This is a genomic window from Loktanella sp. D2R18, assembly GCF_003318235.1.
Lineage (GTDB): Bacteria > Pseudomonadota > Alphaproteobacteria > Rhodobacterales > Rhodobacteraceae > Yoonia.
On record NZ_QOCG01000014.1, the window covers coordinates 21,551 to 34,670 of the forward strand.

General features: G+C 52.9%; 14 protein-coding genes and 1 pseudogene. 8 read left to right on the plus strand and 7 right to left on the minus strand.

Going from position 1 to position 13,120, the window contains the following annotated elements:
* Nucleotides 1–148 precede the first annotated feature (148 nt).
* On the minus strand, nt 149–1,129 hold the full coding sequence (locus DS901_RS09300; protein WP_113776671.1) for a zinc-binding dehydrogenase: 981 nt from the start codon (nt 1,127–1,129) through the stop codon (nt 149–151).
* 127 nt (nt 1,130–1,256) lie between these two features.
* Between DS901_RS09300 and DS901_RS09305 the strand changes: the two genes are divergently transcribed.
* From DS901_RS09305 to DS901_RS09335, 7 genes are all read left to right on the plus strand, one after another.
* Nucleotides 1,257–1,868 carry a YbhB/YbcL family Raf kinase inhibitor-like protein gene (locus DS901_RS09305; RefSeq protein ID WP_113776672.1) on the plus strand — a complete coding sequence of 204 codons (612 nt, stop codon included), beginning with the start codon at nt 1,257–1,259 and terminating at the stop codon, nt 1,866–1,868.
* 88 nt (nt 1,869–1,956) lie between these two features.
* Nucleotides 1,957–2,820, plus strand: a complete 864-nt coding sequence (locus DS901_RS09310; RefSeq protein WP_113776673.1) for an ATPase — start codon at nt 1,957–1,959, stop codon at nt 2,818–2,820.
* Nucleotides 2,821–2,860: 40 nt separating this feature from the next.
* The gene (gene metA / locus DS901_RS09315; protein ID WP_113776674.1) at nt 2,861–3,778 is read left to right on the plus strand and encodes a homoserine O-acetyltransferase MetA; all 918 of its coding nucleotides are present in this window, start codon (nt 2,861–2,863) and stop codon (nt 3,776–3,778) included.
* 4 nt (nt 3,779–3,782) lie between these two features.
* Nucleotides 3,783–4,745, plus strand: coding sequence for an alpha/beta fold hydrolase (locus DS901_RS09320; protein WP_181820824.1), 963 nt, complete (start codon nt 3,783–3,785; stop codon nt 4,743–4,745).
* 78 nt (nt 4,746–4,823) lie between these two features.
* Nucleotides 4,824–5,693 (plus strand): polyphosphate kinase 2, encoded by an 870-nt coding sequence (gene ppk2 / locus DS901_RS09325; protein WP_113776675.1) that lies wholly within the window; start codon nt 4,824–4,826, stop codon nt 5,691–5,693.
* Nucleotides 5,686–6,303: a TetR/AcrR family transcriptional regulator gene (locus DS901_RS09330; protein ID WP_113776676.1), complete on the plus strand. Its 618-nt coding sequence runs from the start codon at nt 5,686–5,688 to the stop codon at nt 6,301–6,303. Before ppk2 ends, DS901_RS09330 begins: the two co-directional genes overlap by 8 nt.
* Before the next feature lie 9 nt (nt 6,304–6,312).
* Nucleotides 6,313–6,834, plus strand: a complete 522-nt coding sequence (locus DS901_RS09335; protein WP_113776677.1) for an acyloxyacyl hydrolase — start codon at nt 6,313–6,315, stop codon at nt 6,832–6,834.
* A gap of 201 nt (nt 6,835–7,035) precedes the next feature.
* Here the strand turns inward: DS901_RS09335 and DS901_RS09340 are convergent.
* From DS901_RS09340 to DS901_RS09360, 5 genes and pseudogenes are all read right to left on the minus strand, one after another.
* Nucleotides 7,036–7,393: pseudogene (locus DS901_RS09340) on the minus strand (ABC transporter permease); the annotation flags it as partial.
* Nucleotides 7,394–7,746: 353 nt separating this feature from the next.
* Nucleotides 7,747–8,592, minus strand: coding sequence for a hypothetical protein (locus tag DS901_RS09345; RefSeq protein WP_147249893.1), 846 nt, complete (start codon nt 8,590–8,592; stop codon nt 7,747–7,749).
* 159 nt (nt 8,593–8,751) lie between these two features.
* A complete protein-coding gene (gene rpsI, locus DS901_RS09350) occupies nt 8,752–9,240 on the minus strand; it encodes a 30S ribosomal protein S9 (protein WP_113776679.1) in 489 nt (162 codons plus the stop codon).
* On the minus strand, nt 9,240–9,701 hold the full coding sequence (gene rplM / locus DS901_RS09355) for a 50S ribosomal protein L13 (protein ID WP_113776680.1): 462 nt from the start codon (nt 9,699–9,701) through the stop codon (nt 9,240–9,242). The genes rpsI and rplM overlap by 1 nt, the downstream gene beginning before the upstream one ends.
* Before the next feature lie 146 nt (nt 9,702–9,847).
* Nucleotides 9,848–11,272, minus strand: coding sequence for an aminotransferase-like domain-containing protein (locus tag DS901_RS09360; protein ID WP_113776681.1), 1,425 nt, complete (start codon nt 11,270–11,272; stop codon nt 9,848–9,850).
* A gap of 86 nt (nt 11,273–11,358) precedes the next feature.
* Between DS901_RS09360 and DS901_RS09365 the strand changes: the two genes are divergently transcribed.
* The gene (locus tag DS901_RS09365) at nt 11,359–11,586 is read left to right on the plus strand and encodes a DUF1127 domain-containing protein (RefSeq protein WP_113776682.1); all 228 of its coding nucleotides are present in this window, start codon (nt 11,359–11,361) and stop codon (nt 11,584–11,586) included.
* A gap of 60 nt (nt 11,587–11,646) precedes the next feature.
* On the opposite strand, the gene DS901_RS09370 is transcribed toward DS901_RS09365, so the two are convergent.
* Entirely contained in the window at nt 11,647–13,116 is a 1,470-nt protein-coding gene (locus DS901_RS09370) for a carboxypeptidase M32 (RefSeq protein ID WP_113776683.1), read from the minus strand.
* Nucleotides 13,117–13,120 lie beyond the last annotated feature (4 nt).

The following is a 13,120-nucleotide window of genomic DNA, read 5'->3' on the forward strand; positions in this document are numbered from 1 at the left end:
TGCCAAATGTTTAGCGATTGGCCCAAATTAGTTTGGTGATTTTGTCACAAAAACAATTTGCCGGGCCGGACAAAATGAAGGGGCCTATGTGGTATAAGCCCCCTCTTCGACAAGCGCCGAAATCAATATGCGCGCGTGGGGTCAGACACTAAGGTTTGATCATAACCTTGCCCTTGCGGCCCGGCGTGAGCGCAGCTTCCATCGCCTTGGTGACATCATCAATCCCGTAAACGCCGCCGTCGATCAGGTCCAATTGGCCCGTTGCGGCAAGTGTCACTAATTCGGTGATCAGGCGCTTACGGTCATCCGCAGGCATATCGCTGCTGACCCGTGATCCCCAGAAACCTTTGACTGTGATATGCTTGAAAATAAGCGTGCCAGACGACAGCGTGAGCGGCGCGCCCGTTGCTGTGCCAAAAACGATCAACTCGCCATTCACACCCAACAAATCGCACAGGTCTTCCGCCAATGCACCACCCACTGAATCAATCGCCGAGGCAGCGCCGGGATCACCCATGATCGCGCGTGCGGCGTCTTTCCAACCGGCGTCCGCAGTCACGATCACATTTTCGATACCAAGGTCAGTGAGCTCCTGTGCGGCCTCTGCACGGCGAACAAGATTGAGCAGGTTGATCCCGCGTGCCTTTGCCAGCACGGCCATGATTTTGCCCACCGCCCCATTGGCGGCTGTCTGAATGATCCAATCGCCTTCTTTCGCTTGCAGCGTTTCTAGCAAGGAAATCGCGCTGAAGGGCATCGCAATCAGCTGGGCGCCCAAAGTGTCAGAAATCATTTCAGGCAGTGGCAGCACGCCTTCCGCCGGGGCCGTGAAATATTCCGCCCATGTGCCGTGTACGCCCGCAATCGCGACGCGTTGGCCAATCATCATTTCATCAACACCTGCGCCGATGGAATCAATCACACCCACAGCCTCTGATCCGCCAATTGCGCCGGGAAGATCAGGCTTATAGCCATAGTCACCACGCACGGTCCAAAGGTCATGGTTATGGATGGGGGATAGGGTTGTTTTCACTAAAACCTCACCAGCACCGGGTGTAGGGGTGGTCACATCGGCTGGTTTCATAACCTCGGAAGGTTCGCCGAATGTATCATGGATAGCTGCGCGCATGGTGTGATCCTTTGTTATTTATCATGATGTTAGAAGTCAGGTAATCCTCGGCATCGCAGCATTCAAGCGCCGACCCTGCGTCAATTTAAGACTGGTAAATGATGCAATATCCTCCTACCCAGAAATCATGATTTATAATTTCATCTCAGCATTGTGTCGCTTACCGAGCCCCACTCTCGCGCGCTTCATGGTCATCGCTTGTGTGTCGTGCATTTTGGCGGTGCCAAGTGCCGCGCAACAGCAGCCCCCCGGACCTGGGTTCACATTGACCAGTCCCGCTTTGATTGATGGCGGCGCCCTGCCCGATGATCTGAAATGCACCCGCGATGGGGGTGACGGGCTGTCGCCACCATTGGCATGGTCGAACGTACCGCCTGAGGCGGCTGGATTTGCCATTGTCATGCACCATTACCCGCACGGCACCTATCCCGGCGTCAATGCACCCAGCCAGTATTGGCTGGTCTGGAACATCCCTGCCGATGCTGAGGGTGTCAGCCGCGGCAATCTTGAAAGTTTGGGCATTGAGGGCAGCGACAAAGATACGCGCGCCACAGGTTATACGCCGCCTTGTTCACCAGCTGGCGGTGCTACCCATGAATACACAATCTGGGTTTATGCGCTGAACGCGCCGCTGGAAAACTTGCCAAGTGACGATAGCATCGATGTCGATTGGGCAGATGTGATGGCAGCCCTCGACGGACACATCCTTGACGCGACATCGCTGACGTTCATGAATTGATTGATGTACGCGGCCGTACCGGCAATTATTTTAATACCGCGTTGAAAATAATCTGGTAGATTGATCATCATCCCGCTACCCAGAGGGCATGATTTACAATTCTGCCTCTGAATGGCGCGCTGCGCCACAAAAACGTGTTTTGCTGTTCGCGATGTCGGGCTTGGGCAAGACCTATCTGTCGTCGATGCTACGCGAGCAAGGCGATTGGTTCCACTATTCTATCGATTACCGCATTGGCACGCGCTACATGGGCGAACTGATCGCCGATAACGCCAAGCGTGAGGCGATGAAAGTGCCGTTCTTGCGCGATCTTTTGCGGTCGGACAGTATTTATATCGGATCGAATATTTCGTTCAACGATCTCAAGCCGATGTCGTCCTATTTAGGCAAGCCGGGTGACCCAGAGCAAGGCGGTTTGCCGTGGGATGAATATACCCGCCGTCAGGATCAGTTTCAGCAGGCCGAAGTCGCGGCCCTGCATGACACGGGGCATTTCATTGAACGGTCGTATGATCTTTACCAATATCCGCATTTCATCTGCGACACGGGCGGATCGATTTGCGAATGGGTGGATGCGGCGGACCCTAACGACCCAATTTTGACTGACCTCGCATCTAAAACGCTGATGGTCTGGATCGAAGGATCGGATGCGCATACCGCCGAATTGGTACGCCGGTTCGACCGTGAACCCAAACCGATGTCATATGATCCCGTGTTTTTGCTGAAAACATGGAACGCCTATTTGGAAGAATTTTCTGTAGCCCCAGACAAGGTGAACCCAGACGATTTCATTCGTTGGGCCTTTGCAAAGGCCTTGGCGCACCGTCAACCGCGCTACCGGGCCATGGCAGAAAAATGGGGCATTACCGTGCCGATGGACGCCGTGACAGGGGTCAAAGACGCGGAGGGCTTTGTTGGCATGATCGCTGACGCACTTGAGATGCGCGGGTAAGAGCCCTATTTCTTAACCCTGCTGCTTTAGGACGACCACTATGCCAATTAAACTGCCCTCTGCCCTGCCCGCCTTTGACGTTTTGTCGCGCGAAGGTGTGAGCGTCATGGCCGAAGAACAAGCCGCCCGACAAGACATCCGCCCGCTGCGGATTGCTTTGCTGAACCTGATGCCCAAGAAAATTCAGACAGAAAACCAGTTTGCGCGGCTGATCGGGGCGACCCCATTGCAGATCGAACTGACGCTGATCCGCATGTCAGAACATCAGACAAAAAACACCGCCGCCGAACATATGGAAGAATTTTATGTGCCGTTTAGCGATGTGCTGGATAAAAAATTTGACGGGCTGATCATCACGGGCGCACCAATTGAACATATGCCGTTCGAAGATGTGACCTATTGGGACGAGCTCAAACAGGTTTTCGCATGGACACAAACCAACGTACATTCCACCTTTGGCGTTTGCTGGGGCGGAATGGCGATGATCAACTATTTCCACGGAGTCAAAAAGCACCTCTTGGATCATAAGCTTTTTGGCTGCTATCGCCACCACCTGAACGAAAACACATCACCCTATTTGATGGGGTTTTCTGATGATTGCGTGATCCCTGTGAGCCGTTGGACTGAAATGCGCCAAGCCGAAATTGACGCAGCCCCTGGCCTGACGACGTTGATCAGCAGTGACGACGCTGGCCCCTGTCTGGTCGAAGATCCGGCGCACCGCGCGCTTTATATCTTTAACCATTTTGAGTATGACAGCGAGACGCTTAAGCAAGAATATGACCGCGACGTCGCGGCGGGCACAGCGATTAACGTTCCGCTGAACTATTACCCGCAGGATGACCCGACGAAAAAGCCGTTGAACCGCTGGAAAAGCCACGCACATCTTTTGTACGGGAACTGGATTAACCAGATCTATCAAACAACGCATTATGCGTTGGATGACATTGGGACGTAAGCGCATGAAATTTGCAGTCATGGCGCTAGGCTTTGGGGCTATGTTGACCGGTTGCGGTGCGCAATACCGCACCGAGCGAGCAGAAACCATCTACCCGCCACTGGGTAACTTTGTGACTGTTGACGGGTTGCAGGTGCATTATGTGCAAGCGGGTCAGGGTCCTGACCTTATTTTACTCCATGGAGCCGGGGGGAACCTGCGCGAATTCACCTTCGCGTTGATGGATCAGCTGACAGACCGCTACACTGTAACTGCATTTGATCGGCCAGGGTTAGGCTATTCCGACCCAGTTCCCCTTCTCTCAGCAACAGATGGGGCCAGCCCCCAAGACCAAGCGCGCATTTTGCGTGGTGCCGCTGAACAACTTGGGATTACATCGCCGATTGTTGCAGGGCATAGTTACGGTGGGATTGTGTCCTATGCTTGGGCCGTTGCAGGGTTGCATGAACAAAGCCCAGTGAATGCGGATGCCATTGTATCATTGGCAGGCGTGACATTGCCTTGGCCCGGGAAGCTGGACGCATATTACACGGTGAATGCCAGCGCTTTTGGCGGCGCTGTCACCGTGCCTTTGATATCGGCGCTTGTACCGCCCGGCGTCGTCAATAACAGGATCGAGGCAACATTTTTCCCGCAATCCGCACCAGTTGGCTACGCCGACTATATCGGCGCTGGGCTGACGCTGCGCCCGGATAGTTTTCGAGCGAATGTGCGGCAGGTCAATGCACTGCGTCCGTATGTTGTGACCTTGTCTAAAGATTATCCCGCGCTGACCTTACCTATTGAGATCGTACACGGCACTGCCGATACCACCGTGCCAATCCATATCCATGCGGAAGAAATCATCAAAATAGTGCCTTCGGCCCATTTGACCCGACTTGACGGTGTCGGGCACATGCCACAGCAAACCAACCCCGAAGCGGTGATCGCCGCGATTGACCGTGCGGCAACACGTGCTGGGCATTAGGGTTTATTTTACAGCGTGAATTGCGCTTGGGCGCACAAATCTCCATATATATATCAACACAGTACCGGGAGAGTTTTCATGGAATTGCCATTTGATGGTGGGATTAGCGCATTTTACCGCGATCAGGCCCCGGATGCGGTCAAGAAAGCGATCAAATCCAAGGGTAAATCCGATATTCTCAATCCCGACTATCCGTATGGTACACGCTGGGACAAAGACGACTACGAAGATGCACTTGCCGCTCTTCAGATCGAATTGGTACGCATGCAAGCATGGGTGCGCGACACCGGGCAGCGGATCGCGATTGTGTTCGAAGGCCGCGATGCGGCGGGCAAAGGCGGGACGATCAAGCGACTGCGCGAAAATCTGAACCCGCGTGTGGCCAATGTCGTGGCCCTATCCAAACCCACCGATGTTGAGGCCGCGCAATGGTATTTTCAGCGTTACATCGCGCATCTGCCCGCAAAGGGGCAAATTACGATTTTTGACCGCAGTTGGTACAACCGCGGTGTCGTCGAACATGTGTTTGGCTTTTGCACACCAGAACAGCGCAGCCGCTGGTTTGGTCAGGTGCCCGCCTTTGAACAAATGCTGGTCGACGAAGGGATCACGTTGATCAAAATCTGGCTCAATGTCGGGCAAGCCACGCAATTAAAACGGTTTTTGGACCGTGAGAAAGACCCGCTTAAGCAGTGGAAACTTAGCAGTATTGATGTCAAAGGCCTATCCAAATGGGATGCCTATAGCGCCGCAATTGATGAAACGCTAACCCGTACACATAGCGAAACCGCACCTTGGACCATTGTGCGTTCTGACGATAAACGGCGCGCTCGGGTGCAAACCATTCGCAGTATTTTGCACCAATTGGACTATGCCCGCAAAGATGTGGATGCGGTGGGGCCGATTGATTCAAAGATCGCTGGAGGCCCTGATCTCTGGCATGTCTAAACGCGGGTATCATCACGGCAATCTGCGAAAGGCCCTGATTTCAGGCTGTTTGACGTTGATTGAAAAGCGGGGACCGACCGGGTTTACGCTGTCGGAAGCGGCCCGCGAAGCAGGCGTGACCCCCGCCGCCGTATACCGCCATTTTGATGGGCGCGAAGATTTGATCGCCGCCGCTGCACAACAGGGTTACGAGATGTTCGGCGATGCGATGGAAATTGCCTATGGCAATGGTCAGCCGTCAGACTTGGCCGCGTTTGAACGCACAGGCCGCGCCTATCTGACCTTTGCGCGTGATCACCCGGGCTATTATATCGCGATGTTTGAATCGGGTATATCAATGCATCGCTCAACACAGCTTCATGCGGCGGCAACGCGCGCGATGGGTGTTTTGGAAAAAGCAGCCGAGGAACTGAGCCAGCATATCCCCGCAGACAGGCGCCCGCCCCCACAGATGTTTAGCGCGCATATCTGGGCGCTGTCACATGGGGTTGTTGAACTTTTTGCCCGTGGCAATCCCGGTTCAAAAAGCCCATTTTCACCCGAAGACCTGCTGGAAAGCGGGATTGGTATCTACCTGCGTGGCCTTGGGTTGCTTGACGCGGATCAATAGGAGTTTCCGATGGACGGATCGCTTGCGATTATTTTTCTTATTACCAGCCTCACCGATATGGGGTTGAACGACTGTCGGACAGGCGTGTGTTTGGCACAAGATTCAGCTACTTCCCGGCTTTCGCTTCAAATTGCGGAGATGGAATTCCAAGAAGAGAGCATCAGTGAAGAAGTCTATGTCGGTTACGACATGGACCGTCGTTATGGCCCGTTTCAACCGACATTTGGTGCCTCTATCGCTAGCAATGGCGCAACTTGGGTTGGCGCGGGTTTCAAATGGACAAGTGCAGACGCGATTGACAGCCCGTTTTTCATCGAAACATCATTGATGCCCGGTTACTACACACATGGCGATGACGGGCCTAATTTGGGTGGCAATTTGCATTTTAGGTCTGCATTTGGTGCGGGCTACGAATTTAACAACGGCGCGACGCTCACAGTGCTTTATGATCACCGATCTAATGGCGATACCCACAAATTGAACCCCGGGCTTGAAACCATCGCTGTCCGTTACGCGATCGCGTTGCACTAGCTCAACAACACAAGCGCGCGTTCGCCCCAGATAACCTGCGTTGCCCACATTCAAAATAGGTCGACCAATGAGGTTTTTCATCGCGATACTAACGGGTTGACTGGCGACGCACCTAGAATTCGGAAGCCGATAAAGCGTTTCTGGGTCGGCAAGCTGTCTGATCTCGCCTTCAAACATCACCGCGATCCCGTCGGACATGACAAGCGCCAGAACCACCGGAAATGATGCCCGAAATAGGAACAGCCCACTGATATAGACGGGCATGGTCGGGCTTGCTCCTGAAAGGAAGGAGCCGATGATGAATTCATCAAGCGAAATGCTGAAAGCGGCTTTCGACGAGATCCATCGCGGCTTCTTCCATCGCAAGGTCAAGGCTTTGAAACGCACCATTCAAAATCGCGATGTAAAACGGTGTGTAGATCAACACATGTGCCGCGATAACTGTCCAATTTGACAGGCATAGATCAAAAATCTGCACCACGACGCTCAATAGCGATACAGTAACAATGATTTCGGGCAGTACCAGCGGCAACATGATAAACTCCATGATCCCGGCCTTCATGCTGGTGCTTTTGGACCCGCGTGTTCAACGTCAAAAGCCCAACCCCCAAATCAGAGGCCGCTTGTGGTCGCGTCAGTCCACTCGTCGTTACATCTCGGCGAATCGCGTCTGTGTATCTCGGCGCCATTCTCAATCTCCTTCATAGCAAACATTGCTCGAAAGAGGCCAAAACTAAATCGCAACAAGACCAGTTCGGGGATATCCGGTCACGTATCGCGCACAGCCGTGATCCAGATAAACTGAACAAGCAGAAATTGCGCTTTAGCACGGGTTCACATGCACGTCACAAGGAGGGATATATGGGCTTCGCTCGATCCTCTGCCCCGTTACACAAAAAAGAAATGTGCTAACTATTTGGCGCTACGCCAAAGTGTTTTTGTCTCTGGAAATTCTACGTGGCAGAAATCATAAACCGATGCGTAAAAATCTCTGCACGCATTCCTTTTAGCCTCTGGCAGCGCTAACTTTTTAGATGTGTTCACTTTTTCGCTCGCATCGAAAACAGTAAGGTCACGCTGTAAGAAATGACCTAATCTCTTGAGGGACGTCTCATCAAACAAGTTTTCGTAAATGCCAAAATGAATGTCAGATTCATCAAAAGCCGATCGAAGATTAATGACCGTCTTGTCATATAGTGTATGATCAAGGCTTCGTTGTAATTTATAAAATTCATCGAACATATTGAGTAGCGCGTCATCGTCGATGTGTCGTCCGCTACGGGCGACTATCCTTTGCCGCATCAGGCACGCGCTCCAATTGCGGGCGACCGGGTCGCGCATAATGAACACCACTTTTACGGCAAAGCCTGCTTCTTCTAGTTCGTTACGTATTTTGGTAAAATGAGAGGCATCGAGACCCGAGTAAGATGGCGTAATGTCACCTGTCGTGTTGACGTTGCCATGAATGCGACTTTTAAAATAGTTTGCGTATGCCCCGTCTTCGGTTTGCATTTGTAAACACTTGAGAGTGTTTGCATGTCGTCGTGAACCCAATTTAGCGGCACCTTTAGAGTACCACTTGGGATTAGCTAGGAAGCTGTCAAAATGAGGAAGAAAGACTGCATCCCAAATATGGTATTCTTTTCGAAAACCTAAATCGACAGTGTCTTGCCGCGCAAGCTGCGCGTAAAGCCAAGACGTACCCGATTTCTGAGCACCAACCCCGAGTATAAATGTTGGTTTTTGTGTTGGTTTCATTGGAGACAAGGCGACCATGCTAAAGGGTTGACAGAAAATATTGCAATGCCACCCAATAGTCTAGGTGTCTGGCCTGGGTATCGATGAATGACATCAAAACAAGAAAAGCGCGAAAAATCGCGCTTTTCAACAGCAATAATGGATAAGCTAAAGGCCAGCTTAACGCTTCGAGAATTGGAAGCTCTTACGGGCTTTTGCTTTACCGTATTTCTTACGCTCAACAACACGGCTGTCGCGTGTGAGGAAGCCAGCGGCTTTCAACGCGGCGCGCAGGGACGGGTCATAAAGTTGCAGGGCTTTGGAAACGCCGTGCTTAACCGCACCAGCTTGACCAGAAAGACCGCCACCTTTGACCGTCGCCATGACGTCGAATTGGCCCGTGACACCAGCAACCGAAAACGGCTGTGCAAGGATCATTTGCAAAACAGGACGAGCAAAATACGTGTTCATGTCTTTGCCGTTGACGGTGACCTTACCAGAACCTGGCTTGATCCAAACGCGAGCAACCGCATCTTTCCGTTTACCGGTTGCATAAGAGCGGCCCAGCTCGTCACGAACAGGTTCGCGCGGTGCGGCAACTTCAACAACGACTTCAGCAGCTTCAGCAACTTGGCCCAGCTCTTCGAGAGAATTCACTTGATCAGACATTATGCAGTCCTCGTGTTCTTTTTGTTCATGGACTTAACGTCCAGAACTTCTGGCTTTTGGGCTTCCATGCCATGCTCTGTGCCGGCGAATACACGCAGGTGAGTCATTTGCTGGCGAGACAGTTTGCCACCGGGCAGCATGCGCTGAACGGCTTTCATGACGACGCGCTCAGGGTGCGCACCTTCAAGAATCTCGGCTTTTGTCTTTTCTTTGATCCCACCGGGGTGGCCAGTGTGCCAGTAATATTTTTCATCACGCTTGTTGCCAGTCATCTGAATTTTTTCAGCGTTGATGACAATCACGTTGTCGCCCATATCCATGTGCGGCGTGAAGGAAGGTTTATGCTTGCCGCGCAAGCGCATAGCGATGATCGACGCAAGGCGACCCAGAACAACGCCTTCAGCGTCGATCAGGATCCATTTCTTGTCGATATCCGCTGGGGTAGCGGTAAAGGTTTTCATATCTCACCAGAAGTTTGGGGTGGCGCGAGGCCACAGTCATTCGGATTGGGGTGTTATAGAGAGGTTCACAACACAGTCAAGCGACATGAGTTCCAATTAAATATGCAAAAACAATAAGTTGCAAATTAGGTATTATTTTACCTCAACTAAATTGCGATCCGCTCTGGCGGGTGGTCAAGCAAATCGCGCAAGCATTCCATCGCTTGCAAGAAATGCGCATGCGGCACGAGCCCATTCACGGCGATGCGCACCGCGTGTACTGATCGACTTTCGCGCAACGCAAAATCATCTGCCGATTTGATCAAGATCCCTGCCGCCTCGGCGGCCTGACAAAACTCCCCTGCCCGCCAGCCAATTGGCAACTCCAACCACAAAAACGGCACGTTGCCCGCATAGCGCATTTCATAGCCATCTAGGATACGCACGGCCGCAGATATATCATCACTGATGCGGTCTTTGACTCGTTCAACAATCGCATCAATTTCAGCATGGTTCATAATCGTTGCGTAAAGGTCGGTTACCATGCGGGTCACGCCAAACGATGAAAAGGTCGCAGTTCGGGTCAATGCCTTGCTCCAACCTTTGGGGGCTACGGTAAAACCAATGCGCAAAGAGGCCGTGATCGATTTGGATGGGGATGTCAGATACCAACCCAGCCCTGGTAGCAACGCGCGGTAGCTTGGGCCGATCCGTCTTGTGTTCATCAACCGGTAACAATCGTCGTCGATGATATGCATGCCATGAGCTTGTGCCAACGCGGCGATTTGGCTCCGGCGCTCTGGCGTCGTTTGCTTGGCGGTGGGGTTGCTCACCTCCGCAGAAGTGCAAAAAGCCTGAATTTTATGAGTTTTAATGGCGGTTTCAAGCGCGCTGACAAGTGGCCCGTCGTCATCCCACGGAATACCCACCACCTCAGCACGGCAAAGCACACCCGCGGATCGAAACCCACCATAGCTCAGCTCATCCACGGCAATCACGGGATTTGCCCCTGTCAGAACGCTTTGCAAAATCATGACAATCGCGTTTTGTCCGCCGTGGCTGGTGACAATGTTATGAATATCAAAGGCACCAACCTGCTCAGGATCAAGCGTCGCGGCAAATGCTTCGCGTGCGGGCAAATCTGTATCGCGCGTCGGGTAGCGCAGGAACATGTCGGGCGAAGTGGTATCTGCCAGCATGTGCATGGCTTCGCGGATCATATCGGCTTGTCCCACATCGGGCATTTTCGGGCTTAGCAGATGCGCCTGACCGTCACGATCAAGCGCGGGATCAAAAAACCGATCCGCTGAAGGCAGGCTGCGCACCGGGGTCGGCTTTGCTTTGGCGACAAAGGTTCCTCGCCCGACACCTGCCTCAAGCAAGGTTTCATCAATAAGCAGCTTGTAAGCCCGCGCAACGGTCCCCGGTGTCACACTGACGCGGTACGCCAAATCTCGCACCGGTGGCAGCTTTTCACCCTCAGCAAGCTGCCCCGATGTAATCCCTTCGCGGATCGCATGCGCCAACGCCTGATATTTAGACCGCCCTGCACCAGCAAGGGTCGGTTGCCAAATTGTATCGGTTACAATCATTTTCTAGACCTGCGCAAAAACACTTTGTATCAATTCAATTACAGCAAGGCACGATATTGTGTCAACACAATTAAAGGAATACACCCATGTCATACGCGCTCCCAGCGGCGCAATTCGCCGCAATAAGTTCACCTTCAAGCATGCCGCTCGCGGCACGTATTGCGGTTCGCTTTGCAGTGGCCGTGACAAAATGGGACACGCGGCGCAAAACCCGCAAGCATCTTAAGGCGCTTCCCGCGCATTTATTGAACGATATTGGTTTGGATTCAGCAACCGCCAAGGCGGAAGTGATCAAACCTTTCTGGCAAGCCTAACACGTTTGCATCTTCCTGACTGGGCCGGAAATTCTCCGGCCCTTTTTTTGTGCGGGATGATTACAGCCCGTAGATACCTCTGAACTTCTCTTCGAGATAATCCAACAATGGCGCTTCGCTTGGCATTGTACCCGTTGCGTACGCGATTGTATCTGTCGGGGTGCGCAGCCCACCGAATTGTTGCAAGTTTTCGCGCAACCAAGATGTTGCGGCCGACGTATCCCCTTGGGCCAGATCATCATCCAAATCCGGAACCGCTTTGCGGAGTTTCGCATTCAAACACCCAGCATAAACATTGCCCAGCGTATAGGTCGGGAAATAGCCAAACAGCCCTTCGGACCAATGCACATCCTGTAAGACCCCATTAGATGGGCGATCAACCGCATAGCCAAAATCAGCTTTGAACCGGTCGTTCCAAGCAGCCTCGAGATCGTTGACCGCTAGATCCCCAGCCATCAACGCACGTTCAAGATCAAAACGAAGCAGTACATGCAGGTTATATTGCACCTCATCGGCCTCGGTGCGGATAAACCCGTCGCTGACACGGTTCACGGTGGCGTAAAACGCATCCTCATCCGCAATGCCAAAGTCTCCGAAAGCGTCGCGCATTTGTCCATAGACCCAGCCAGTAAACGCGCGACTCCGTCCCAATTGGTTCTCATAAATCCGGCTTTGGCTTTCATGCACCCCCATCGACACACCCGCACCAATCGGGGTCAGAAGGTGTTGATGATCAATCCCCTGCTCGTAGGCTGCATGGCCCACCTCGTGAATTGTTGAATAAAAACAGTTAAATGGGTCTGTGGGATTTGTGCGCGTGGTGATCCGCACATCAAGCCCAGAACCAGATGAAAACGGATGCACGGCCTTATCGATCCGGCCATTCCCAAGGTCGTAGCCAAAAGCAAGCGCAAGCTTTTCAGATAAGGCAAGCTGAGCCGCCTCATCAAAACTGCCGGAGAGCTGCGCAGGCGCCGGGCGGTCCAAAATGGCCGCGCGCAAGTCTACCAGCCGCGGGCGTAATGCATCAAACATCGCACCAAGGCTGGCCCCTGTTGCACCCGGCTCGTAATCATCAAGCAACGCATCATAAGGGTCAGAATTGCCAGCGATCGCAGACGCCTCTTGCTTGCGCAAATCAACGACCTTTTGAAGCATTGGCAAGAAACTCGCGACATCCTCATCCGCGCGGGCCTGTGCCCAAGTGCGGTGCGCCAGCGACGTCGTTTTCGCCAATTCCGCAGCCAAACTGGCAGGCACTTTGGCTGTGCGTTCAAAATTGCGTTTGATATGGCGCAGGTTTGCCGCGGCGATATCATCAGCAGACTCTGCCTGCGCCAACCAATCGCCGACTCGCGGATCAGTCCGGCGCGCGTGCAAGATATTGGCCATCGCGCCATGTTCTTCGGCCCGTTGGGGCGTGGCCCCTTCGGGCATCATGGTCTCTTGATCCCAGCCAAGCCGACCTGCAATTTGCCCTAGAGCTTCGGTTTCACGCTGGAATTGCATCAAGTCATCATATGCGGTCATTTAT

Excerpts from the sequence above, each read along its gene's own strand:
- rplM (WP_113776680.1), bottom strand. The coding sequence starts at position 9,701 with ATGAAAACCTTTACCGCTACCCCAGCGGATATCGACAAGAAATGGATC.
- DS901_RS09320 (WP_181820824.1), top strand. The coding sequence starts at position 3,783 with ATGAAATTTGCAGTCATGGCGCTAGGCTTTGGGGCTATGTTGACCGGT.
- DS901_RS09365 (WP_113776682.1), top strand. The coding sequence starts at position 11,359 with ATGTCATACGCGCTCCCAGCGGCGCAATTCGCCGCAATAAGTTCACCT.
- DS901_RS09370 (WP_113776683.1), bottom strand. The coding sequence starts at position 13,116 with ATGACCGCATATGATGACTTGATGCAATTCCAGCGTGAAACCGAAGCT.
- DS901_RS09335 (WP_113776677.1), top strand. The coding sequence starts at position 6,313 with ATGGACGGATCGCTTGCGATTATTTTTCTTATTACCAGCCTCACCGAT.
- DS901_RS09330 (WP_113776676.1), top strand. The coding sequence starts at position 5,686 with ATGTCTAAACGCGGGTATCATCACGGCAATCTGCGAAAGGCCCTGATT.
- DS901_RS09360 (WP_113776681.1), bottom strand. The coding sequence starts at position 11,272 with ATGATTGTAACCGATACAATTTGGCAACCGACCCTTGCTGGTGCAGGG.
- ppk2 (WP_113776675.1), top strand. The coding sequence starts at position 4,824 with ATGGAATTGCCATTTGATGGTGGGATTAGCGCATTTTACCGCGATCAG.
- DS901_RS09310 (WP_113776673.1), top strand. The coding sequence starts at position 1,957 with ATGATTTACAATTCTGCCTCTGAATGGCGCGCTGCGCCACAAAAACGT.
- rpsI (WP_113776679.1), bottom strand. The coding sequence starts at position 9,240 with ATGTCTGATCAAGTGAATTCTCTCGAAGAGCTGGGCCAAGTTGCTGAA.
- metA (WP_113776674.1), top strand. The coding sequence starts at position 2,861 with ATGCCAATTAAACTGCCCTCTGCCCTGCCCGCCTTTGACGTTTTGTCG.
- DS901_RS09300 (WP_113776671.1), bottom strand. The coding sequence starts at position 1,129 with ATGCGCGCAGCTATCCATGATACATTCGGCGAACCTTCCGAGGTTATG.
- DS901_RS09305 (WP_113776672.1), top strand. The coding sequence starts at position 1,257 with ATGATTTATAATTTCATCTCAGCATTGTGTCGCTTACCGAGCCCCACT.
- DS901_RS09345 (WP_147249893.1), bottom strand. The coding sequence starts at position 8,592 with ATGAAACCAACACAAAAACCAACATTTATACTCGGGGTTGGTGCTCAG.